This is a genomic window from Thermodesulfovibrio hydrogeniphilus (assembly GCF_054657355.1).
Map to the genome: position 1 here is coordinate 102,412 of NZ_BAAHYW010000001.1, position 23,476 is coordinate 125,887.

Here is a 23,476-nt window from a genome sequence, read left to right on the forward strand (position 1 = left end):
AATGGAAAAAAATTTATTAACCCTTGACAATTTTGTAAAAAAAATTGATTATAAGGATGAATTAATTGAAGATAAAAGGATTAAGCTGAGATTTTTATTCAACAATTGCGCATCCTGTATTATTCAAGCAATTCGTCTTAATTCTCCAGTTCTTTTGATAGGGTTTTTTAATGTCCTTAAAAGAAAAATTAAGAAATATGAAATTTGTGAAGAAAAATTTTGTGCAATGCTTAAAGCTCTATGCGATTGTCTTAATGAAAAGTATGAAAACAAAATATGCATTGAAAGCAATAGAATCATTGAATTATCAACTATAATTTTAAGCAATAACGCTTTAATGTCAAGATTATATGCTTTTGATACATTCAAGGATTACAGAGAGGAATATTTAAAACTTGCTTTAAAAAAAGAAAAAGAAAAGGCTTTTGAATTTATAAAAAGATTAATAAAGGAAGGCATAAGCATAAAGGAGATTTATTTAAAACAGAGATGCCCTATATCAAGCTGGTTTTATGTGGGATTTAGGAGAAATTACCTTTGCGGAACAGCATTACATTACAGCTCTCACTCAATTAATCACGCTACGATTGTATCCTTATATACTAAGTGGAAGCAATAAAAATCAATCTATTGTAGGAGCTAGTGTAAAGGGAGAACTGCACGAAATGGGTATTAGAATGATTTGTGACCTTATTGAATTAGAAGGCTACAATACTCATTATCTTGGTGTCTCTTCCTCAGCAGATAAAATAATAGAGTTTGCTAAAAAGAAAAATGCAAAAATTATTTTACTTTCAGTGACTTATGATAAAAATTTACAGGCTCTAAGAGAATTGATTTTACAATTAAAAGCTAATGATAGTATCAAGGATACAAAAATTATTGTTGGAGGTAGACCTTTCGTTATAAACGATACTCTACATGAAGAGTTAGGAGCTGATGGATATGCAGTAACTTTAGAGGATGTAAAATTTTCAATGGAGAATGAACAATGAAAGATAGGAATAAAACAAGCATTTTTCTTATATCTAATGAAGGAAAAGTACTTAAGACAATAGAAGACTCCCTATTACTTGCAGATGATACACATGGAAATACCCTTTCTTTAATAATTGAGAAGCTCTGCAAAACTTTATTTGACCAACTTCTTAATATCCTACTCAAAGATGAGAGTGAGTGTATGCTTTCTATAAATGATTACTCAGGTTCTTCCCATGCATACATCCTTCGTAAAAAAATTTCTGATAACAAAATATTTTTTGAAATAAGAAAGGACGAACTTATTAACAATGAACTTGAACAGGAATTTTTAAGATTAGAGAATGAAAAAATAAATCTTTGCCGTTTGGAGTTAAAAAGAACAGAAGAGGAAAAAAGCTTTTTTCAAAAAAAGTACCTTGAAGTTCTTGAGGAAATGAGTAGATTAAATAATGAATTGCTAAACACCCAAAGAGAACTTTACAAGAAAAATTTACAACTTGAAGTAGCAACAAATTCATTAAAAGAATTAAATTTGAAGTTACAAAGATTAGCTTTATGTGATCCCTTAACTGGAGTATACAATAGATGGTATCTTCACTCAGTTTTTAACAGAGAAATCACAATAGCAAAAAGACAAAATTACAAGCTCGTTCTTGCTTTACTTGATTTAAATAACCTAAAGTTTATCAACGACACATATGGTCACATTGAAGGAGATAGAATGCTAAAAAATTTTTCTCATCTTATACAGAAAAATATAAGAAAAAATTATGACTATGTCTTCAGATTAGGAGGAGATGAATTTGTAATTCTTTTTATAAATTCAAATATTTCAGATGCAGAAAAAATTATGGAAAGAATAAAAAATCAAATGAAAAAGGATATTGAAACCCAACTTCATCAATTTTCAGCCTTTAAAAATATCAAAAGCTTTATAATTCAATAAGTTATATCTTTTTTCATTCAATTTTGTAGTCTAATCTAACTTTATTATTTTTGCTTATTTATTCCATTAAATATTGACTTTTTTGTCTAATTTTTGTATGCTAAATAAAAAGGAGGTAACTATGTTCGTAAAAGAATCTTGGTCAACAAAAAAAAGGTAAAAAATACAAAACCTACGAAATATCTAAAGCTTACAGAGACAAAAAAACTAAAAAGGTTAGGCATGAAAAAATTGCCAATATCACTCACTTAGGTGAGCCTCTTATTTCCAAAATAAGGCAACTGCTTAAGTCACCTGAGAAAAAGGTTGTAGTGGACAAAGACAAGTTTTTTGAGGATGCAACTTCAGTAGGGCATATACTGTTAGGATTTATGATGAAGATAGGATTTCTGGGATGGTTAAGGCATTTTCCAAAGAAGGTAAGAGATTTGCTTTTGGCAGTAGTGCTTAACAGGATAATAGAGCCAAGGAGTAAGTATGCATCAGTGGGATGGATACGAAGAAGTGGTTTTATGGAACTGTTTGATTTAAGGGAAGAGGATATGCATGTAAATGAGATATACAGGGCAATGGACAAGTTGTATGAGAAGATGGATAATGTGTTAGATGATTTTTATAAGACGGGAGCACAAGGGACAAAGTTGTTGCTTTATGATATTACCTCAGTATATTTTGAGGGTCAAGGACCTCTGGGGCTCGCAAGATATGGATACTCAAGGGATGGGAAGCCCGATAAAAAGCAAGTATTGTTGTGTTTATGTTTGAACGAGAATAAATTTCCAGTGCATTTTGATGTTATAGAAGGCAACATATCAGATAAGGAGACAGTAAAGGGACTAATAAGTCAGTTAAAGAAGAGATACGACATCAAGGAGGCAGTATTTATAGGAGACAGGGGGATGGTGACATTACAGAATATAGAGTATCTTGAGAGAGAGGGGATAAACTACATATTAGCGATGAGATTTAGGGAAGCAAAGAAAATGGTAGTGCAGAAGGGTATACAGTTAGATATATTTCAGAAGGAGTTGCCAGTGACCATCTATATAAGTGAAGAGGAAGGGGTAAAGAGCAGATATGTACTATGTGGGTCTGAATACAGAGAAAGCCATGACAGGGAGACATTGGAAAGTATACTTAAAAGGGGCAGGGAGGCATTGGAAAAAGTAAGGCAGATGGTAGAAAGAGGAAAGCTAAGAGACAGGGAGAAAATACTGAGGAGGGCGCAGAGGAAACTGACAAAAAGTGGAGCTGAGAATTATTATAATTTCAGATACAAAGAAGGCAGATTTCAGATAATAGCAAAGCAAGAAGCTATAAAGAAGGCATATGATATGTGTGGGAAGTATATTTTGCAGACGACATTAATAAAGGAAGAAGATGAAGAGATAGAGAGGCAGTATAAGGAATTACAGACAGTGGAGGATGCATTCAAGCAGTTAAAGGATTTTGTAGAGATAAGACCGATATATCATTATAAAGACAGGAGAGTAAGGACGCATATATTTTTATGTGTGGTAGCCCAGACAGTGTTAAACAGGCTAATGGATGAGTTGAAGGAGAAAGGATGGTTAAGGGAGAGCAAAGAAAACAGTCTGAAGAAGTGTTTGGACAAATTTTATGAGATAGGGATAGGAGGTTTTGAGATAGAGGGGGAGAAAATAAGGATTATGAGCAAAGCTAAGGAGGAACATAAAAAGATACTTAGAATATTGGGAGTAGGGGATAAGATTTTCAGAACTTACGAAAGTGCGAGAGAATTTTGTAGGCTAATCTAAAAATTATAACTCATTGATTTTAAAATTTTTTTATTCAAAAGTTGATGAAGTGGGGTGAAATTGTAAGTTTTGCATATGGTCTTGTAGAAATTAATCCTAACTTAGATCCAAATCTTGAAGATTTACTTAATCAGGCTGATCTTTTAATGTATAAAGATAAATTAAAACAAAAAGAAAAAATACGGGAAAAATGAAGAAAATCGGAATTGTTGGAGCTGGAATAGGAGGGCTTCTTACTGGAGCTCTACTAAGCAAGAAGGGATTGGAAGTTGAAGTTTTTGAAAAATCTAAAAATATTGGTGGATGTTCAGGAAGTTTTAAAAGAGAAGGCAGACTCTTTAACATTGGAGCAACTACACTGCCAGGACTTCTTGAGGGATATCCTGTTGACAGAGTACTTAAAAAGCTTGGTAAAAGCTTTTCTGGAAGAATTGCTGATCCTTCAATTGTTGTAATTGGAAAAGGATATCATGTAAAAAGATATTTAAGTTTAGAAAAAACGATTGATGAAGTAAATAGAGCTTTTCCCATTAAGGGACATGAAAAATTCTGGAAAGAGGTTTGGAATGTAACAGATACCATATTAGGAGGAAAAATTCCGTTTATAAATATACATAAACCTATTAAGTCTTTAAAAAGCTTCGTTAAACTGCTTCCTTTATCAAAATACTATTTTTTGCCTGCACTTCAGGTGCTTAAATGTTTTTATGGAAACTCTCTAAATCAGGATTATCTTGATTTTATAAGAGCCCATGTTCTCGTTACAGCGCAAGCAAATATTGAAAATGTCAATGCCCTCACTATGTTTCTTGCACTTGGATATCCATTCACTGGAATTGCCTATCCTGAAAAGCCAATGGGAACAATGATTGAAGAACTTTTTAATGGTTTTCCAGTTTACCTTCAAACTCCTGTAAAAAAAATCAGAATTTCAGGCAAAAAATTTGTTATTGATACTGAAAATGGCTCAGAATGTTATGATAAAATTGTTCTTGCTTTTCCTTTTATTGAAAATCTTGAAATTATTGAGGATGAAAAAATCAAAAAGTATTTGGAGAAATTTAAAGAAAAAAATTCAGACAAGGGTGCATGTGTTTTATATGGAGTTTTAAAAAACTTCATACCTGAGCATTATTTTTATCTTATCCCTAAGACCAATCCGAAAACAAAGGAATTTAGCACTTACTTTGTTTCTTTTATGCCATGTGGAGAAGAGACAATTTTCACAGTCTCAACTCATGTTCCTTTGAAAAATTGGATACATCTTAGTAAAGAGCAGTATGATAAGGCTAAGCTTGAAAAAATTATAGAGATGAAGGAGGTTCTTTATAAATACTTGAACCTGAAAGAAGATAACATTGACCACTGCTTTCTTTCCACTCCAATAACTTTTAAGAGATATCTTGGAAGAGTCTCTCAGGGTGGAATTCCAATAACAAGAGACAATACATTCTGGAGAATTCCGCAGAATTTCACACCCTTTGAAAATCTTTATCTTGTTGGAGATATGAGCTTTGCTTATCAGGGTTGGATTGGAGTTAGCATTGGTGTGTTAAATTTGATGAGAGGATTGGATGTTGAGGGAGTTTGAGCTTAAGATAAGCTTAAGGGATTGGATTTCTATTGTTCTTTTAAGCATTGTTATTTCAAGTCTATTTTGTTTCATTATATATGAAGTTTCAGGAATTTCAAGCCTTCAAGGATTGATTGCAGGATTAATACTTGGAATTTGTCTTGGACTAATGTCCTTTTCCCTTGTAAGCTTAAATAATAATTTTATACTTCCAAAGATTAAAAGTAAAGCTATTTGGTGGGTTCTCTCAGCATTTTTCTCTTTTTTTGCTGGTGCCTTTGGATTTATCTCAGCTCTATGGATAACATCAGGCTTAAAAATATCCGTGCCTCAGATTGTCACAGAAAAAACTTATTTGTTTTCCCTTTTAACTGGTGTTCTTAACTATCTTATTGGTCTTCTTCTTTTTTTTATAGTAAGAATGAAGGCAAACAAGGAAAGGATTGAAAAAATGCTTCTTGAAACCAGACTTAAAAGCCTTGAGACCCAGCTAAACTCTCATTTCATTCATAATATTCTTAATGCAATCATTGCCCTCATAGAGATTGACAAGCAAAGAGCTATTGAGGCTCTGATAAAGCTTAGTCATTTTTTAAGAAGGCTCATGAAAGAGGCTTCACTGATTCCACTTAAGGAGGAGCTTGAAAACATAAGGGATTATGTTTATCTGGAAAATGTGAGATTTGGCTCAAAAATCAAAGTAGTATATCCAGAGGAATCTGAGGCTCTTGAAATAAAGGTGCCAAAGTTTTCTGTTCAGCTTCTTGTTGAAAATGCTATAAAACATGGACTTTTAACTGATAAAGTTCTTAATATTGAAATTAAAGCAAGGGTAGATGGAGAAAAAGTTGAAATAATCGTTATTAATGACGGAAAAAGAATTGACTCATTTAAACTTGGCACAGGTCTTAAAAATCTCTCTGAGAGACTCCAAATATTGCTTGATGGAAAATTAACATGGGAAATTTCTGACAAGACAGAGTTTAAAATGAGGTTTAAAAAGAAATGAAGGTATTGGTTATTGATGATGAACCTTTGGCAGTTGAAAGACTTATGATTGAACTAAGAAGAGTTGGAGAGTTTATCATCTCTGCATTTACCTCAGCAAGTAGTTTATTGGATGAGTTAAGCAAGGACAAAGACTATGATATTGCATTTGTTGATATTAAAATGCCAGAAATTTCAGGACTTGAGCTTGCGCAAAAAATTAATGCAATCAATCCTAACATTTTCATAGTTTTTGTAACCGCCTTTCCTGATTATGCTCTTGATGCTTTCAAAATTGGTGCTATTTACTACATCCTTAAGCCCTATTCCACTGAGGAGATAAAAAGAGTTGTTGAGAGAGCAAAAAGCTATATGAAAAGAAGGGGCAAGTCATTTTTAATAAAGGACTTTGATGGTTCATACAAAATTGTTTTTTCATCAGAGATTTACTACATAAAGGCTGAACTTAAGGATTGTGTATTAAGAACTGCAAAGGAGTTCTACTACTATCCTGCAAAAATATCTGATTTGGAGCGTGTGCTTTCCAGCGAAAACTTTGAAAGAGTTCATCGTTCCTATCTTATAAATCTTGAAAAGGTAAGCAAAATTAAAACTGTGCATCAAAGTAAACTTGAATTTTACTTTAAAGACATAAAAGACACTGTGCTAAGCAGTAAAGAGGGAGCGAAGATTTTTAGAGAAAAATACAAAAATCTGGAGATACTGTGAAGATAAGAATTGGCTATGTTTCAACAAGAAGATTTACAGGATGCAAAGCAAACAAAACAATTAGGCTTAGTTCACTGGATAAAAAGTTTTATCATATCACACAAGAGAATCTTAACTGTTTATTAGAGACACTGAAGTGGAATGTTTTAAATGAAATCTTCTTTTTTAGGATAAGCTCTCACACAATCCCCTTTGCCTCCCATCCAATGAATAAATTCAACTGGAAGAAAGACTTCAGAGGAATTCTTAGGGAAATTGGAGCTTTTATTAAAAATAACAAAATAAGAGTAAGTATGCATCCTGGTCAGTTTGTAGTTATAAATTCAGCAAATAAAGCAGTCTTTGAAAACAGTGTCAGAGAACTTATTTATCACAGCGAATTACTGGAGGAAATGGAGCTTGATATTGAACATAAAATACAGATTCATGTTGGCGGAGTTTATGGAGATAAGATAAAAAGTATCAAGAGATTTATTAAAAATTATAAGTTTTTACCTGAAAATCTTAGAGATAGACTTGTGATTGAAAATGATGATAGGTTATTCAGCTTAGATGAATGTTTAGTAATTCATGAAGCTACAGGAATTCCCATTGTTTTTGATACATTTCATTATAATTGCAATTCAGGAAAATTAGATTTTGATTCAGCTTTAGATAATGCTATGTTAACATGGAAGGATATGCCGCCAATGATTGACTTTAGCAACGGAGATGTTTCAAAATGCGTTCATGGAGAAAGTATTGATGAGAAAGACTTAAGAGAATTCATAGGCAAATTATACAACAAAGAGGCTGACATTATGCTTGAGGTAAGAGACAAGGAAATAAGTGCTCTTAGTGCAGTAAAGATTCTAAGGGAGAAAAAAGTGGACATGTTTTGATAAGCAAATGATTACAAACAGGAGCTCTTGCAGTGAAAAGCGTCTATTATTTTTGAGCAATAATCACTTAGCTTGCAATAACATATTAAATTTATTTTAAAATAAAAAGAGATATTTTATCACTCTTGTCCAAAATAAATTTTTTAAAAAGCTCCGATCTGGGTAAAATAGATAAACATTTAGCTTAAAAATTAAAGACCCAGATCGGAGATGTATATGAATAAGTATAGCAGTATTTTCAGTCAAATTCTATCCCTTTTTCCAAGATTAGAATTTGAGAAGTCAGTCAAAGCAGACAGAAGCTGAGCGTAGAGCAAAAGGGTTTACGAGTTGGGGGCAATTTGTAGCTATGTTATTTTGTCAACTTGGGCAGGCGCATTCTCTAAGAGAGATATGTAATGGACTTGCCAGTTGCGTTGGCAAGTTAAGGCATCTTGGTATAAAAGAAGCTCCAAAGAGCTCTACCCTTGCCTATGCAAATGAACACAGACCGTGGGAACTCTTTCAAGCAGTATTTTATATGCTTCTTCAGAGATGTCAGTCTAAATTTACTGGCAAGAGGAAATTCAGATTTAAGAACAAGCTAATGAGCTTTGATGCATCTGTAATAGAGTTGTGTGCAACAGTATTTGACTGGGCAAAATTCAGAAAGACTAAAGGTGCGGTAAAGTTGCATTTACTACTTGACCACTCAGGATATTTACCTGAATATGCGCATATAACAGAAGGTAAAGTGCACGAAGTAAACATATTAAGGAGACTTCAATTTTGTTCTGGTGACATAGTAGTAATAGACAGAGGGTGTGTTGACTATGCTTTATTTGGTAGATGGACAGAGGAGGGGGTATATTTTGTAACAAGGTTAAAGGACAACGCCTCTTATAAAGTGATAAAGAGCCTACCAGTGCCAAAGAACAGAAACATAATTCGGGATGAGATAATCAAGCTTAAGGGTTTTTATGCAGAGCAAGACTGTCCATATGAGCTACGGAGGATAGAGGTCATGGATAAGGAAACAAAAGATACAGTTGTGCTACTCACGAACCAACTGAACTTTGGTGCAACGACCATATCAGAGATATACAAAGACAGATGGCAGGGCAGATTTTTTAAGACATTGAAACAAAATCTAAGAGTAAAAACCTTTGTAGGGACATCAGCGAATGCACTTAAGATACAGATATGGACGGCATTAATAGCGATACTGATACTGAAGTATCTGAAGGAGTTATCAACATTTGGATGGTCATTAAGTAATCTAGTTGCATTGTTGAGACTAAACCTATTTACATATAGGAATTTATGGGAATGGATAAATAAACCGACAGAGACACTGCAAATTGAGCCTCAAATAGAACAGTTAAAATTTAGACTTGTTTAATTGGACAGCAAATAAAAAGAAAGGGGGTAACCTGATTTTGAAAAAGCAAATTTTCTTGTCCAAAAGTCTTATTTTATGCGGATGTTTTTTATGAGTTTAGATTATTTTGGACAGCAATGATATTTTATATATAAAATATATAAATAAAAAAAGGAGGTGAAAAAATGGCAGTTTTCAAATGCAGTAATTGTGGCGCGACAAAGGAAGGAAGGTGCAAACCTAAGAAATGTCCTAATTGTGGAAAAACAGGTACAATGGAAAAAGCCTAAAATCTAATTTAAGCGATTTTTATTAGGAAACCTTTTTTAGCTTGTCATTGCAAATAGTACAAAGGGACGGTGAGGTAATCTGAAAATTTTAAATTGCTTACTTATCTCTGATAAGCGTCGAAATTACTTTTTGAGAATATTCCAAGTGAGATAAAAGCTGGAGGGAAAAATGGAAAAAAAATCTGATTGCAAGAAAAATCAACAATACAGATGCACACATTGCGGATACATATACGAACCAGAAAAAGGATGTCCTAAAAACAAAGTTGCTCCTCAAACTCCTTTCGAAGAAACACCTGAGGATTATAGATGCCCCATTTGTAAATCCAAAAAAGCAGGATTTGTTCCAGTCCAATAAAAAGCTAATAAAAAAAGCCGTGGATTTAATCCACGGCTTTTTAACGTCCCCAAGGGGATTCGAACCCCTGTTACCGCCTTGAAAGGGCGATGTCCTAGGCCTGGCTAGACGATGGGGACAGTTTTATGAGCCGCGTTGGATTCGAACCAACGACACCCGCCTTAAAAGGGCGGTGCTCTGCCGACTGAGCTAGCGGCCCTAAACTAACTTACTTAAATAGTTTAAAATTTCATATTAATTTTTGTCAAACATCAGAAAGGTCATAAATGGGCAGGGACGGAATCGAACCGCCGACACGGGGCTTTTCAGGCCCCTGCTCTACCGACTGAGCTACCTGCCCTTTAAAAAAGACCGAAAGATTAAATAAAAAATGGAGGTGAAGGGATTCGAACCCATGGCCTCCTGCGTGCAAAGCAGGCGCTCTCCCAACTGAGCTACACCCCCGTTCTGAATGGGCCTAGTTGGAATCGAACCAACCACCTCACCCTTATCAGGGGTGCGCTCTAACCTACTGAGCTATAGGCCCATCCTCAACATTTAAAATTACCCGAAAATGATGTTTTTTGTCAAGTACACGTATTAGATAAAAATTTTTGTCCGTGAATTTTTTCTCCTATCAACTCCTCTAACAATTCATTATCCCTCTCAATTCTACCCTACTTAGCTGCTCTCTCATTTGTTTTAGCCTTTCCTTTAACTCATAATAGACCCCTTCACTTTCAATAACCCTCCTTGATTAGGCATATTTATTAAAATCTGCTTTGCACGGGACATGCCTGTAGATAAATGCATTGCCTTTGTATGCAGCTCTCTTAAAGGGAGTTGGAAATTGCTTAAGTATCAATTTCAGTATCCCCAATAGCATCTGTCTTGTCTGTTGTATTACTTCTTCAGAGTATTCCCTTATATGTCCAATCTTTAGAAGTTCCGAAAAATAAAGAGATATACACTCGTCACTGCGAGCCCCCCTGTTGCGAGCGATAGCGTGGCAATCTGGGGCGGAGCAGTCTCTAATTGATGACTGGTGAATGGTGATTCGTGGATGGTGAACACCTCTCCGTAATTGCGAGGATACCCCCTCTCCGTCATTGCGACTCCGAGCGAAGCGAGGAGGAAGCAATCTCGCCATCATAGTACCATAGAGCGACAGTGCTACAGAGCGACAGCGTAGAAATCCAACAATTCGTCACTGCGAGCCACTCGATGTGGCGAAGCAGTCTCTAATATGATGTAATAACGTAAGACGTGAGACGTAAAAGGCAAAAGACGAGATTGCTTCGCCTACCTGTCGGCAGGCTCGCAATGACGGAAAAAATAAACGACAGGCTCGCAATCACCCCTTCCTTTGTCATCGTGAGGGCACGAAGTGCCCGAAGCAATCTCGTCTTTCCTTCAATATGGAATGAGATTGCTTCGCATCCTTCGGAGGCTCGCAATGACAGTAAAAAATATTTAATTTTCAAATGATTATACCAATTATTGGATTTCTATCGCTATTTTTGAGATTGGCCCTAAAATAGAAATAGAAATCTACTAAAATAGAGAGGCTCCTTTGTGTATAATAGTTTATATGGAAACAACAAAATCACCCATTGGGTGAACTATTATACACAAGGAGCTTAAGATATGATAAAACAAACTCTGCTTAATTTCAAGTTTAAAAGAACAGATGAAAAGTTAACTCCCCATGCAGGAGCTACTCTTTTTACAGAATTCATGTTGGCTTTTGGAGTTAAAAAGCTTATTCAGAGGATAATGCCATCTCCGGGTTCAAACAGAGGATATGATGCTTGGCAATATATTCATCCCATCGTTCTTATGTTACTTGCAGGAGGAAGACACATAGATGATTTAAGAGAAATTGCTGAAGATAAAGCTTTAAGGGAGAGCACTGGCATGGGAAAAGTCCCATCAAGCTCTGCAGTAGGTGACTGGATAAGAAGAAGTGGCAATGGCGAAGGCATAGTTAAATTGAAAACAGTTATAGATGAAGCAAACAGGAAAGCATTGCAAATACATGAAGCGAAAGAATATACTCTTTGGTCAGACCCTACAATAATAGAGACTGAAAAGTATGATGCAAAGATGACCTATAAAGGGGTGAAGGGGTACAAACCTATAGTTACCGCATTTAAGGAGTTGCCCATTATCGTTTATCATGAGTTTAGGCATGGGAATGTAGCGGGAGTTCCACTTCAAGCACTTTCACATGCATATGAACTGTTGCCTGAAGGAAAAAGGATAAAGCATGCCTGTCTTGACAGTGAGTTTTACACAGCAGAAGTAATAAATTTTCTCAGAAGCAAAGGCACAACATTCAGTATAGTAGCAGATAAGACAGGGGCAGTGATGGATGCTATAAAGAGAATAAAGCATTGGAGAGAATTGAGGACAGAGGAAGGGATACTTACAAACAGGCAGATAGGGGAGACAGTGCATGTTATGAAGGGCACAGAGGCATTCAGGCTGGTTGTGCAGAAGTGGAAGAAAGAGCAGATAGATTTAGACAGTTGTCAAGAATTTTGTGTCTCATGCGCAAATCTCATCTGAAACATTTGTTGAAGTTCATACAATACCCCACGAGATACAGCCATCGGTTTGCTCCATCTGCCTTTTCTTATTTTATCTACTATCACATATATAGCCACTGATGCAGTTTTCTCAGATTGAAAATACCCTCCAGAGTTTACCCTTAAGACTTCCAGCCTGCTATTTATATTCTCTACCGCATTCGTTGTATATATGTGCTTTCTTATCTCTTCTGGATATTTCTTGTAACAAAAATAATTCTCCTTCTTGCTATTTAGCATCTTTATATAGGCAGGATATTTCTTTTCAAATCTCTTTAGCACATCTTCAAATTCCCTGACAGTATCCTCATAATCGCCTATGTGTTTTATTCTGTTAATCTCTTCACTAAACTGCCTTGCATCAGCCTTTGACATATTTTTGTAAATATTTCTTTGCATATGAACAAGGCAAAGTTGATGGTCAGTTTGAGGAAATAAGGTCTTTACAGCCTCACTAAGCCCTGGAAAATCATCAGAGACAATTATCATTACTCTCCTCAATCCCCTGCTAATCAGATTGTTAAATATCTTGAGCCAATCTCCTTTGTTTTCTGAGCCAATAAAAACATAATACCCATAACAAATCTTTCTTCATCTGCATATCTATCCCTAAAACCGTATAGATGACTGCTTTACGAATTCTTCTGCTTTCATCCTTCATCTCTGTATGATATGCATCACAAAATAGGGCAAAACAATCAGAAGGCAGTTCTCGGCTTACTAATTCTTTTGCTTTACTGTATAACTCCTCTTTTAACTCCTCTATTTGCTCAGGAGAATATGGAAGATTCATGCTTTTCTGGAAGACTTTTGATTTTTGATGGAGAATAACTCTGCAGAATCAGATTTAGGATGAAATCCTCAAAATCTTTGTCAAATCTTTTCCAATGAGGTGGTAGCACTGCGGAGCGAAATCTTCCCTGTCTGTCTCTTGGCACTGACAAATTTAAATTTCCAAACATACATCCGAGCTGTCTTTGATAAAACCCATTTGATTTGTTGTCAGAGTCTGCCTCTACAAAAAAATCTCTTTCTTTCTTCATCAATAAATTAAAAAGCATCTCAGCTAAAACTTTAATGCTTTCCTGAGGTGGCATCTCTGCAATTTCTTTAATAAAATTTTCAAGCCCAAACTGCCTTATCACTTCCCATTCCTCCTTTTTTAAGGTTATTCCATAAATTGTTTTTTTTTTGCTATTATTCTTTTTAGTTCCCATTTTCCTCTAATCCAAAAAATATCTGCACAATAGACACAATTTTATTATAACCTCCTAGATTTATTTGATAGCGAGCCTTATTGTTACCATGTGATAGCAACTGACAGAGAAAGTTCAGCAGAAGAAGTTGTATGGGAGTATAACAAGCGGGGGCAGATGGAGAATATCATTAAGGAATTAAAGAACGGGATAGGGATGGAGAGTTTACCCAGCGGAGAATTTGGGGGAAATGCGATGTGGTTTTGTCTTGGAGTGCTTGCATATAATGTTTTTGTTTTGAAGAGGGAACTTATTTTACCGCAAGAGTATAAGAACAAGACTATAAGCACAATAAGGTGGTTTTTTATAGAGATAGCAGGGAAAATGGTAAAACATGGCAGAAGGCTATGGCTTCATGTATCAACCACAGTTGAGAAATTTAATCTTCTACTTCATATAAGAAAAAAAATAATGGCATTTGTATAAGAAGAGTATTTGCAAGATAAAATGATAAAAAAATAGAGCAATAAAAAACAAACACGGGTGAATATTGTCTAAAAAGGCAAGTTTTAGGTTAATTAATAGGTGAAAATTATAAAAAAGAGAGAAAAAAATAGGGAAAATTATTACGAAAAGGAAGAAATAGGAGGACATAGAGGATAATTTTAATAAAAAATTGTCTTGAAAAGGGTTAAAATAAATCTGTCAGTTTTCTATCTCTATTTTTGGGGTCTAATGCGGACGATTGAATATATTTTTAAAATTTTGTATAATTTAATGATTTAGGTTTTTCTGCTATGGAAAAGGAACTTCTCAACGAACAGGAAATAGAAAGAATCCTAACAAGGATTACCTCTGAAATATTGGAAAAAAACAACGGAGCAGAAAACCTTTGTTTGATTGGTATTGTTACGGGAGGATTATATCTCGCTGAGAGAATAAAAAGGAAGATAAAGGAGACAGAGGGAATTGATGTGCCATTAGGTGTGCTTGATATCTCTTTCTACAGGGATGATATAAATAAAATTAAGGCAAACAAATCAGTTCAGCCTACGAATATTCCATTTAGTATTGACGATAAAAAAGTTGTTCTCATAGATGATGTTCTGTATACAGGCAGGTCAGTCAGGGCAGCAATGGATGCACTGATGGATTTTGGAAGACCGTCTGAAATTCAGCTTGCGGTTTTAATTGACAGGGGGCACAGGGAACTTCCAATAATGGCAAATTATATTGGAAAATATATTCCCACTGCAAGGAATGAGAAAATTAAGGTTTATTTAAAGGAAACTTCAGGAAAAGATTCTGTTGTTTTGATGAAACAATGAAAGACCTTGTAGAAATAAGAGAGCTTTCAAGAGATTTTATTGAGGAAATCCTCAATACAGCTAAGGCTTTTAAAGAAGTTCTCCAGAGGGATATAAAAAAAGTTCCAACTTTAAGAGGGAAAACAGCAATTAATCTTTTTTTTGAGCCCTCAACGAGAACAAGAACTTCCTTTGAACTTGCTGAGAAGCGTATGAGCCTTGATGTTCTTAATTTTTCAGTCAGTACTAGCAGTGTGGTGAAGGGTGAGTCCTTATATGATACATTAAAAACCATTGAAGCCTACAATGTAGATTACATTGTCATCAGACATTCCTCCTCAGGAGCAGCGAAGTTTGTTGCTGGACATACCAGAGCATCTGTAATAAATGCTGGGGATGGAACAAATGAACACCCAACTCAGGCTCTCCTTGATGCATTTAGTATTCTTGAGGTTAAGGGAAGACTGGATGGGTTGAAAATAGCAATTGTTGGAGATATTATTCACAGCAGAGTTGCCCGCTCAAATCTATATCTTCTAAGCAAATTTGACACTGAAATCCGTTTTCTCGGACCACCTACTCTTCTTCCCATTGAGCCACCAGACAATGTAAAAGTCTTTTATGACCTTAAGGAAGGTATAAAAGATGTTGATGTTGTTATGCTCCTTAGAATTCAGCTTGAAAGACAGAAAGGTGCATTCATTCCATCTCTTAAAGAATATGCAACAATGTGGGGATTAAAGCCTAATATTTTGCCATATTTGAAGGATGATGCAATAATTATGCATCCGGGTCCCATGAACAGGGGAGTTGAGATAGCAACAGAGATAGCTGACAGCCCAAAAGCAATAATTCTTAGGCAAGTTACAAACGGTATTGCTATAAGAATGGCTGTAATATATTCTTTGACTCCCGGAGGTAGCAATTGATAATAAAAATTTACAATGCCAATCTGATAGACCCATTTAATAGAAAAGAAGGCATTGCCAATGTAACTATTGAAAATGGTATTATTTCCCGAGTTGAACTCAATAAACCAACCAATTTAAGTCAGGTAGCTAAAACACAAGAGCCTTTATTTACAAGTCAAAAGCCTCAGCCGCTAACTGATTATTTAGAAATAAATGCTCAAGGACTTTATGTACTTCCCGGACTAATTGACATGCACTGCCATTTAAGGGAGCCAGGCTATGAGTATAAAGAGACAATTCGGACAGGAACACTATCTGCGGTAAGAGGCGGATTTACTTCTGTATGCTGTATGGCAAATACAAATCCTGTAAACGATAATCCCGAAGTCACTTACTACATTCTTGCAAAGGCTAAGGAAGATGGAAGTTGCGATGTTCATCCAATTGGCGCAATCACAAAGGGACTTAGGGGAGAAGAGCTTTCTGAGATGGCTCTGCTTAAGAAGTCTGGGTGTGTTGCTTTTTCTGATGATGGCATGCCTGTTATGAATTCTTTAATCATGAGAAGGGCACTTGAGTATTCAAAGGCATTGGATACTCCTTTAATCTCTCATTGCGAAGATTTAAATCTTACTGCTGATGGAGTGATGAATGAAGGAAGGCTTTCATTTTATCTTGGACTTAAAGGAATTCCAAAAGCATCTGAGGAGATAATGGTTGCAAGGGATATTATACTTTGCAGGTATTTCAAATCACCTTTGCACATTGCCCATGTATCAACAAAGGGTTCAGTTGAATTGTTAAAGATTGCCAAAGAAGAAGGTATTCCAGTTACTGCAGAGACCTGTCCCCATTATTTTGTGCTCACAGAAGAGGCTGTTAAAAACTATAATACCTTCGCAAAGGTTAATCCTCCTTTAAGAACAGATGAAGACAAAGAAGCAATAAAGTATGCCTTAAAGGCAGGAATAATTGATGTGATTGCAACTGACCATGCTCCCCACCATATTGACGAGAAAAAAGTTCCATTTCAAGAGGCTGCTAATGGAATTTCAGGTTTTGAGACAGCCTTAGCCCTTTCTCTTCAGCTTGTTCACGAGGGATGCATGAGTTTAAAGGAACTTATTGAAAAGCTAACAATCAATCCAGCAAAAATTTTAAAAATACAAAAATCTGGAATTATGGAAGGACAAGAGGCAGATCTGATATTGGTTGATATCAATAAAGAATGGGTTGTTGACAGTGAAAAATTTGCAACTTTAGGTAAAAATACACCGTTTAATGGATGGAAGCTTAAAGGAAAAGTTTTAATGACCATAAAAGGTAAAAAATTTTTTGATATGAGGGAAGAATGAAAAAGGCAGTCTTAGTTTTAAAAGACGGAACAGTATTTGAAGGATTTTCCTTTGGAGCAGAAGGTGAATGCATTGGAGAGGTTGTTTTTAATACTTCAATGACTGGATATCAGGAAATTCTCACAGACCCTTCCTACAAAGGACAAATAGTTGTTATGACATACACTCAGATAGGTAACTATGGAGTCAACGACGAGGATATTGAATCAATCGGAGGGCCTAAGGTTGAGGGCTTTGTTGTAAGGGAAAATAAGGAATATCCGAGCAATTGGAGAGCACAGGGTAGTCTTGGGGAGTATTTGAAACATTACAAAATAGTTGGCATTCAGGGAATAGACACCAGAGCACTGACAAAACATTTAAGAGACTGCGGAGCTCAGATGGGAATAATCTCAACAGAAGAGCTTGACCCTTATGTTTTGCACAGGAAGGTTTTGGAACATCCTGATATCTCAGAGATAGACCATGTAAGCAGTGTAATGTGCAAAGAATCTTATTCAGTGGATATAAACGAGCCATCAGCCACAAGCCAAAAGCCACTATGCATTGTATACGATTTTGGAGTAAAGCATAGCATTCTTCGCAATCTGCAAAGGGTTGGTTTTTCCGTGAAAGTTGTGCCGGGTAAAACACCAGCTGAAGCTGTGTTTGATATGAATCCTAACTGCATCCTCTTAAGCAATGGACCGGGTGACCCAAGAATTCTTGATTATGCAGTGAAAAACGCTAAGATTCTAATTGGCAAAAAACCCCTTTTTGGAATATGTCTTGGACATCAGATAATCGGACTTGCTCTTGGTGGCAGAATTTACAAACTAAAATTTGGACATCACGGAGGAAATCATCCTGTAAAGGATTTAAAAACAGGAAGAATAGCAATTACTGCCCAAAATCACAACTACTGCGTGTGCATTGATGATTTAAAGGGACAGATTGTGCTTACACATAAAAATTTGTTTGACGGTTCTGAAGAGGGAATGGAGCATGTTGAATATCCATTGTTTTCAGTTCAGCATCACCCAGAAGCAGGACCGGGACCAAACGATGCATTGGATGTATTTGAAACATTTAGAAATATTGTAAAAAAATATGAGGGAGTGTAATGGGAATAACTTACGATGAAGTCTGGATTTCAACAATGAGAGAGATTAATATTTGCAAAGACTACATAAAACAATACGAAAAGGAAATATCCCAACTTAAAAAAGAGCTTGGTATAACTTCTGAGAATGTAGAAAATGACTCACAGCAGTCGTGCAAAGCTGGTTGTAATTGCACGAAGCAAATGGATGAAATAAGCTTAAAGAAAAAACTCAAAAAATTACAGGATTTAAAAATTGCCCTTGAAAGGGAAAAACAGAGATTAAAGGGACTGGAGGAGCTTATAAAATAATGCCAAAAAGAACAGATATCAAGAAAATACTTTTAATTGGCTCTGGTCCAATAATAATTGGGCAAGCCTGCGAGTTTGACTATTCAGGAACACAGGCATGTAAAGCCTTAAAGCAGGAAGGATATGAGATTGTTTTGATAAATTCAAATCCTGCAACCATTATGACAGACCCTTCAATGGCAGATAGAACTTATATTGAACCTTTGACCGCAGAAATTCTTGAACTCATCATCAAAAAAGAAAGACCAGATGCTCTTTTACCAACTCTTGGTGGGCAGACAGCTTTGAATTTAGCAGTTGAGCTTGGAGAAGCAGGAGTGCTTGATAAATACTCTGTTGAGTTGATTGGAGCAAATCTTAAAGCAATAAAAAAGGCTGAGGACAGACAACTTTTCAAAGAAGCAATGATGAAGATTGGTTTGGACCTGCCTCGCTCAGCTGCTGTTAACAACTTGAAAGAAGGACTTGAAGTAATTGAATGGATAGGTTTTCCTGTTATTTTAAGACCAGCCTTTACTTTGGGAGGCACAGGTGGAGGGGTTGCCTATAACATTGAAGAATACAAAGAGTTACTTGAAAGGGGACTAAAGCTTAGTCCGGTAAGTCAGGTTCTCGTTGAGGAAAGCCTTCTTGGATGGAAAGAGTTTGAGCTTGAGGTAATGAGGGACAAGGCTGACAATGTTGTCATTATCTGCTCAATTGAGAATTTTGATCCAATGGGTGTTCACACAGGAGACTCTATCACTGTTGCACCTGCTCAGACTCTTACAGATAAAGAATATCAAATAATGAGAGACAGTGCAATAAAGGCTATAAGAGAGATTGGAGTTAACACAGGCGGAAGTAACATTCAGTTTGCAGTTAATCAAAAAAATGGCAGAATGGTCATCATAGAGATGAATCCAAGAGTTTCCCGAAGCTCTGCATTGGCATCAAAGGCAACAGGTTTTCCTATTGCAAAGATTGCTGCAAAGCTTGCAGTTGGGTACACTCTGGATGAAATTGCAAATGATATAACAAGAGTAACTCCTGCAAGTTTTGAACCAACCCTTGACTATGTGGTAGTAAAGATTCCAAGATTTACATTTGAGAAATTCCCAGAAGCGAATCCAATTCTTACTACTCAAATGAAATCTGTTGGAGAGGTAATGTCAATTGGACGAACATTCAAGGAAGCTCTCGGAAAGGCAATTCGTTCACTGGAGATAGGCTCCTATGGTTTTGAAGAGATAAACACTACAGATGATGAAATAAGATGGAGGCTGAAAAATCCGAATGCAGAAAGACTTTGGTATATTGCAGAGGCATTAAGAAAAGGTTTTGGTATAGATGAGATTTACGAGCTAAGTGGTATTGACCCATGGTTTCTGAATAATATTAGAGAGATTGTAGAGCTTGAGGAAGAGATAAAAAGCAAAGGCTTGGGACAGACAGCTGAAGAGATAAGAGAAACCCTATTCCGTGCAAAGCAAAATGGAATTTCAGACAGAAGACTTGCTTATCTTACCAAAAAGACAGAAAGCGAAATAAGAGAAATTAGAGAAAAAATCAACATAAAGCCATCCTATAAACTCGTTGATACATGTGCTGCAGAGTTTGTTGCTTATACACCCTATATGTATTCCTGCTATGAAAAGGGCTACTATAAATTATGTCCAACCACCAATAATCAGACATCAGCAACTATTTACGACAACGATGCACCGCCAACAGAGAATAAAAATAAAGTAATAATTCTTGGCTCTGGTCCTAATAGAATTGGGCAAGGCATTGAATTTGACTACTGCTGTGTTCATGCGGTTTTTGGACTAAGAGAGCTTGGATATGAAACAATCATGGTAAACTGTAACCCTGAAACAGTAAGTACAGACTACGACACCTCCGACAGACTCTACTTTGAACCTTTGACCTTAGAAGATGTCCTGCACATCATTGAACGGGAAAAACCACTTGGAGTAATCGTTCAATTTGGTGGACAAACGCCTCTTAAACTTGCAAAAGCACTGGAAGCACAGGGTGTTAATATTCTCGGAACAAAGGCTGATGCTATTGACAGAGCTGAAGATAGAAAAAGATTTAAAGAGCTTGTTGACAAACTGGGACTGAAGCAACCTCCCAGTGGCACAGCTACTTCCCTTGATGAGGCATTAGAAATAGCAAAAGAACTCGGCTATCCAATTCTTGTGAGACCTTCCTATGTGCTTGGTGGAAGAGCAATGGAGATAGTATATGATGAGAGTTCGTTAAGAAGATACATGACAGAGGCTGTCAAAGCCTCTGAAGACCATCCTGTTTTAATTGACAGATATCTTGAAGATGCAATAGAGGTTGACGTAGATGCGATTTCAGACGGTGAACATGTAATTGTAGCAGGAGTAATGCAACACATTGAAGAGGCAGGAATTCACTCAGGAGACTCTGCTTGCTCTCTTCCTCCGTATTCTCTGCCTGACGAAATAATAAACAAAATCAAAGAAGAGACTATAGCCATTGCAAAGGAGCTTGAAGTCAAGGGACTAATGAATGTTCAGTTTGCTGTAAAGGACTCGGAAATCTATGTTCTTGAAGTAAATCCAAGAGCATCAAGAACAATTCCTTATGTCAGCAAAAGCATCGGATTCCCTCTTGCCCAAATGGCTGCAAAAATCATGGTTGGAAAAACATTAAAGGAACTCGGATTAACGAAAGAAATCAAAATGCCTTATGTGACAGTCAAAGAAGCAATCTTCCCATTTGACAAATTCCCAGAAGTTGACATAATTCTTGGTCCAGAGATGAAGTCAACAGGAGAAGTTATGGGAATAGACAAGGATTTTGGATTAGCTTATGCCAAAGCCCAGATGAGTGCAATGGGCAAAATTCCTCTCAATGGAAAGGTTTTTATCAGTGTAAAAGACAAAGACAAGCCAGCTGTGCTTTCAATTGCAAGGGAGTTTATAGAGCTCGGTTTTACTGTGATAGCAACTCGTGGAACAGCAAAATTTTTAGCTGAGCATGGACTACAAGTTGAAATAATTAACAAACTTCAGGAAGGCAGACCCCATGTGCTTGATTTGATAAAAAACAGGGAGATAAGTTTCATAATAAATACAGTATTTGGCAAACAGGCTCAGCGGGATTCAAAGTACATAAGAAGGGGAGCTCTTCAATATAAAATTCCATATACCACTACTGTATCAGGTGCTGATGCCATAGTAAAAGCCATTAGACGATTGAAAGAAGAGGCTGTAAATATAAAATCAATTCAGGAATACCATAATTCGGTGGCTTATGAATAGTATTTGTTGTATAGTTGGGATTATTAAAATAAATGGGGGTAAATAAATGATAAAGAGGGCATTGATAAGTGTTTCAGACAAGAGGGGGATTAAAGAGTTTGTTAAGGAACTTGTAAACTTTGGTGTGGAAATTATATCCACTGGTGGCACCGCAAAACTGCTTAGGGAAGCAGGAATAAGTGTAATTGATGTATCAGATTATACAGGCTTCCCTGAAATAATGGATGGTAGAGTTAAGACCCTTCATCCACTTATTCACGGTGGAATTCTTGCCAGAAGAGACAAAGAAGAAGATAAAGAAGCCATGCAGAAGCTTGGAATAAAGCCCATTGATATGGTTGTTGTTAACCTTTATCCCTTTGAGTCAACTATAAAAAAGGAAAATGTAAGCTTAGAAGAGGCGATTGAAAATATTGACATCGGAGGTCCTACTCTTTTAAGGGCATCGGCAAAAAACTATAAAGATGTTATAGTCATCGTTGACCCAGAGGATTATCCAATAATCATTGAAGAGCTGAAAAATGGAAATATCTCAGTTGAAAGAAGACTTGAGCTTGCAAGAAAAGTCTTTCACCACACAGCAAGATATGATGCTCTGATAGCAGAGTATTTTGACAAAGTTACACAATTTATTGATTTTGCTGATGACTGGACATTACCACTTAAGAAAATAAGACCTCTTCGTTATGGAGAAAATCCTCACCAAAAGGCAGCACTTTATGCTTTAGGAGAAAAGCCATCTTTAATAGATGCTGAAGTTTTGCAAGGTAAAGAGATGTCTTTTAACAACTATCTTGATACCCATTCAGCAGTTCTTTTGGCAAATGAATTCAGTGAACCCGTATGTGTAATTGTAAAACACAACAACCCGTGCGGAGTTGCCATAGGAGAGAATATCCATGTTGCCTATAAAAAAGCTTTTGAATGCGATCCAGTGAGTGCATTCGGTGGAATAATAGCATTTAACAGAATTGTTGATAAAAACACCGCAGAGGATGTCATTTTGACATTCTATGAGGTAATTGTAGCACCTGATTTTAGTTCCGAAGCACTGGAAGTATTCAAAACAAAGAAAAATTTAAGACTTCTCAGATTCCCCAGTCTTTCAAGCAAAATAAATCCTTCAGGCTATGATTTAAAAAGAATTCTCGGAGGATTTATTGTTCAGGAATGGGATGCGGTTGAAGATGAATTTTCAAATGCCCAAGTGGTAACAAAAAGGCAACCAACAGAGGATGAGTGGAAGGCACTTAAGTTTGCATGGAAAGTCTGCAAACATGTCAAATCAAATGCTATTGTATATGCAAGAGAGGACCGCACAGTAGGACTTGGAATTGGACAGACAAGCAGAGTTTTTTCCTCAAAAATTGGAACAATGCATGCTTTAAGTCCTTTGAAAGGCACAGTCGTTGCATCTGATGGATTTTTCCCATTCAGAGATAACATAGATGTTCTTGCACAGAACGGTGTTCCTGCAATAATTCAACCCGGTGGTTCTATCCGTGATCAGGAAGTAATTGATGCAGCAAATCAGTATAACATGGCAATGGTATTTACAGGTATAAGGCATTTTAGGCACTAAA

Annotated in this window: 24 protein-coding genes and 5 tRNA genes; 21 read left to right on the plus strand and 8 right to left on the minus strand. The window is 36.2% G+C overall.

The genetic code is table 11. The annotated features are described in order from the left end of the window. Nucleotide 1: 1 nt before the first annotated feature. The 12 genes from ACYQ3P_RS00540 to ACYQ3P_RS00595 all read left to right on the plus strand — a co-directional run bounded on the left by ACYQ3P_RS00540 (nt 2) and on the right by ACYQ3P_RS00595 (nt 9,883). Complete coding sequence (locus ACYQ3P_RS00540; RefSeq protein WP_460176017.1) at nt 2-619, plus strand: hypothetical protein; 618 nt, start codon at nt 2-4, stop codon at nt 617-619. Then, entirely contained in the window at nt 513-995 is a 483-nt protein-coding gene (locus ACYQ3P_RS00545) for a cobalamin B12-binding domain-containing protein (RefSeq protein ID WP_460176018.1), read from the plus strand. The genes ACYQ3P_RS00540 and ACYQ3P_RS00545 overlap by 107 nt, the downstream gene beginning before the upstream one ends. Beyond that, on the plus strand, nt 992-1,927 hold the full coding sequence (locus ACYQ3P_RS00550) for a GGDEF domain-containing protein (RefSeq protein WP_460176019.1): 936 nt from the start codon (nt 992-994) through the stop codon (nt 1,925-1,927). Before ACYQ3P_RS00545 ends, ACYQ3P_RS00550 begins: the two co-directional genes overlap by 4 nt. Before the next feature lie 239 nt (nt 1,928-2,166). Continuing rightward, on the plus strand, nt 2,167-3,705 hold the full coding sequence (locus ACYQ3P_RS00555) for an IS1634 family transposase (RefSeq protein WP_460178022.1): 1,539 nt from the start codon (nt 2,167-2,169) through the stop codon (nt 3,703-3,705). 44 nt (nt 3,706-3,749) lie between these two features. After that, the gene (locus ACYQ3P_RS00560) at nt 3,750-3,899 is read left to right on the plus strand and encodes a hypothetical protein (protein ID WP_460176020.1); all 150 of its coding nucleotides are present in this window, start codon (nt 3,750-3,752) and stop codon (nt 3,897-3,899) included. Further along, entirely contained in the window at nt 3,896-5,296 is a 1,401-nt protein-coding gene (locus ACYQ3P_RS00565; RefSeq protein WP_460176021.1) for a phytoene desaturase family protein, read from the plus strand. Before ACYQ3P_RS00560 ends, ACYQ3P_RS00565 begins: the two co-directional genes overlap by 4 nt. After that, a complete protein-coding gene (locus ACYQ3P_RS00570; protein ID WP_460176022.1) occupies nt 5,280-6,287 on the plus strand; it encodes a sensor histidine kinase in 1,008 nt (335 codons plus the stop codon). Before ACYQ3P_RS00565 ends, ACYQ3P_RS00570 begins: the two co-directional genes overlap by 17 nt. Then, on the plus strand, nt 6,284-6,994 hold the full coding sequence (locus ACYQ3P_RS00575; RefSeq protein ID WP_460176023.1) for a LytR/AlgR family response regulator transcription factor: 711 nt from the start codon (nt 6,284-6,286) through the stop codon (nt 6,992-6,994). The genes ACYQ3P_RS00570 and ACYQ3P_RS00575 overlap by 4 nt, the downstream gene beginning before the upstream one ends. After that, the gene (gene uvsE, locus ACYQ3P_RS00580; RefSeq protein ID WP_460176024.1) at nt 6,991-7,875 is read left to right on the plus strand and encodes a UV DNA damage repair endonuclease UvsE; all 885 of its coding nucleotides are present in this window, start codon (nt 6,991-6,993) and stop codon (nt 7,873-7,875) included. The genes ACYQ3P_RS00575 and uvsE overlap by 4 nt, the downstream gene beginning before the upstream one ends. 274 nt (nt 7,876-8,149) lie before the next feature. Further along, the gene (locus ACYQ3P_RS00585) at nt 8,150-9,256 is read left to right on the plus strand and encodes an IS4 family transposase (RefSeq protein ID WP_460176025.1); all 1,107 of its coding nucleotides are present in this window, start codon (nt 8,150-8,152) and stop codon (nt 9,254-9,256) included. A gap of 164 nt (nt 9,257-9,420) precedes the next feature. Then, entirely contained in the window at nt 9,421-9,525 is a 105-nt protein-coding gene (locus ACYQ3P_RS00590; protein ID WP_460176026.1) for an RCKP-type rubredoxin-like domain-containing protein, read from the plus strand. A 169-nt stretch (nt 9,526-9,694) separates the two neighbouring features. Next, nucleotides 9,695-9,883, plus strand: a complete 189-nt coding sequence (locus tag ACYQ3P_RS00595) for a rubredoxin (protein ID WP_460176027.1) — start codon at nt 9,695-9,697, stop codon at nt 9,881-9,883. Nucleotides 9,884-9,927: 44 nt separating this feature from the next. On the opposite strand, the gene ACYQ3P_RS00600 is transcribed toward ACYQ3P_RS00595, so the two are convergent. From ACYQ3P_RS00600 to ACYQ3P_RS00620, 5 genes are all read right to left on the minus strand, one after another. Further along, nucleotides 9,928-10,002, minus strand: a tRNA-Glu gene (locus ACYQ3P_RS00600). A gap of 7 nt (nt 10,003-10,009) precedes the next feature. Beyond that, nucleotides 10,010-10,082: transfer RNA gene (locus ACYQ3P_RS00605), tRNA-Lys, on the minus strand. A gap of 68 nt (nt 10,083-10,150) precedes the next feature. Continuing rightward, a tRNA-Phe gene (locus tag ACYQ3P_RS00610) sits at nt 10,151-10,223 on the minus strand. Between the two features lie 31 nt (nt 10,224-10,254). After that, nucleotides 10,255-10,327: transfer RNA gene (locus tag ACYQ3P_RS00615), tRNA-Ala, on the minus strand. An 8-nt stretch (nt 10,328-10,335) separates the two neighbouring features. After that, nucleotides 10,336-10,409, minus strand: a tRNA-Ile gene (locus ACYQ3P_RS00620). 1,100 nt (nt 10,410-11,509) lie between these two features. Here ACYQ3P_RS00620 and ACYQ3P_RS00625 point away from each other — a divergent pair. Beyond that, on the plus strand, nt 11,510-12,433 hold the full coding sequence (locus ACYQ3P_RS00625) for a transposase (protein WP_460176028.1): 924 nt from the start codon (nt 11,510-11,512) through the stop codon (nt 12,431-12,433). Here ACYQ3P_RS00625 and ACYQ3P_RS00630 read toward each other — a convergent pair. Genes ACYQ3P_RS00630 through ACYQ3P_RS00640 form a run of 3 tightly spaced genes read right to left on the minus strand, consistent with a single transcriptional unit; the run spans nt 12,397 to nt 13,670 of the window. Beyond that, complete coding sequence (locus ACYQ3P_RS00630; RefSeq protein ID WP_460178023.1) at nt 12,397-13,038, minus strand: IS256 family transposase; 642 nt, start codon at nt 13,036-13,038, stop codon at nt 12,397-12,399. The two genes, ACYQ3P_RS00625 and ACYQ3P_RS00630, sit on opposite strands and share 37 nt — an antisense overlap. Continuing rightward, on the minus strand, nt 12,974-13,246 hold the full coding sequence (locus tag ACYQ3P_RS00635) for a hypothetical protein (RefSeq protein ID WP_460176029.1): 273 nt from the start codon (nt 13,244-13,246) through the stop codon (nt 12,974-12,976). Before ACYQ3P_RS00635 ends, ACYQ3P_RS00630 begins: the two co-directional genes overlap by 65 nt. Continuing rightward, on the minus strand, nt 13,224-13,670 hold the full coding sequence (locus tag ACYQ3P_RS00640; protein ID WP_460176030.1) for a transposase: 447 nt from the start codon (nt 13,668-13,670) through the stop codon (nt 13,224-13,226). The genes ACYQ3P_RS00635 and ACYQ3P_RS00640 overlap by 23 nt, the downstream gene beginning before the upstream one ends. A 90-nt stretch (nt 13,671-13,760) precedes the next feature. Between ACYQ3P_RS00640 and ACYQ3P_RS00645 the strand changes: the two genes are divergently transcribed. From ACYQ3P_RS00645 to purH, 8 genes are all read left to right on the plus strand, one after another. Next, nucleotides 13,761-14,135 (plus strand): transposase, encoded by a 375-nt coding sequence (locus tag ACYQ3P_RS00645; protein ID WP_460176031.1) that lies wholly within the window; start codon nt 13,761-13,763, stop codon nt 14,133-14,135. A gap of 311 nt (nt 14,136-14,446) precedes the next feature. After that, the gene (pyrR, locus tag ACYQ3P_RS00650) at nt 14,447-14,977 is read left to right on the plus strand and encodes a bifunctional pyr operon transcriptional regulator/uracil phosphoribosyltransferase PyrR (protein ID WP_460176032.1); all 531 of its coding nucleotides are present in this window, start codon (nt 14,447-14,449) and stop codon (nt 14,975-14,977) included. Further along, nucleotides 14,974-15,885 carry an aspartate carbamoyltransferase catalytic subunit gene (locus ACYQ3P_RS00655; RefSeq protein WP_460176033.1) on the plus strand — a complete coding sequence of 304 codons (912 nt, stop codon included), beginning with the start codon at nt 14,974-14,976 and terminating at the stop codon, nt 15,883-15,885. The genes pyrR and ACYQ3P_RS00655 overlap by 4 nt, the downstream gene beginning before the upstream one ends. Then, nucleotides 15,882-17,222 carry a dihydroorotase gene (locus ACYQ3P_RS00660; RefSeq protein WP_460176034.1) on the plus strand — a complete coding sequence of 447 codons (1,341 nt, stop codon included), beginning with the start codon at nt 15,882-15,884 and terminating at the stop codon, nt 17,220-17,222. The genes ACYQ3P_RS00655 and ACYQ3P_RS00660 overlap by 4 nt, the downstream gene beginning before the upstream one ends. Beyond that, entirely contained in the window at nt 17,219-18,325 is a 1,107-nt protein-coding gene (gene carA, locus ACYQ3P_RS00665) for a glutamine-hydrolyzing carbamoyl-phosphate synthase small subunit (RefSeq protein WP_460176035.1), read from the plus strand. The genes ACYQ3P_RS00660 and carA overlap by 4 nt, the downstream gene beginning before the upstream one ends. Then, nucleotides 18,325-18,615, plus strand: a complete 291-nt coding sequence (locus tag ACYQ3P_RS00670; RefSeq protein WP_460176036.1) for a hypothetical protein — start codon at nt 18,325-18,327, stop codon at nt 18,613-18,615. The genes carA and ACYQ3P_RS00670 overlap by 1 nt, the downstream gene beginning before the upstream one ends. After that, nucleotides 18,615-21,893: a carbamoyl-phosphate synthase large subunit gene (gene carB / locus ACYQ3P_RS00675; protein WP_460176037.1), complete on the plus strand. Its 3,279-nt coding sequence runs from the start codon at nt 18,615-18,617 to the stop codon at nt 21,891-21,893. Before ACYQ3P_RS00670 ends, carB begins: the two co-directional genes overlap by 1 nt. A 46-nt stretch (nt 21,894-21,939) precedes the next feature. Then, nucleotides 21,940-23,475, plus strand: a complete 1,536-nt coding sequence (gene purH / locus ACYQ3P_RS00680) for a bifunctional phosphoribosylaminoimidazolecarboxamide formyltransferase/IMP cyclohydrolase (RefSeq protein WP_460176038.1) — start codon at nt 21,940-21,942, stop codon at nt 23,473-23,475. Nucleotide 23,476: the final 1 nt, after the last annotated feature.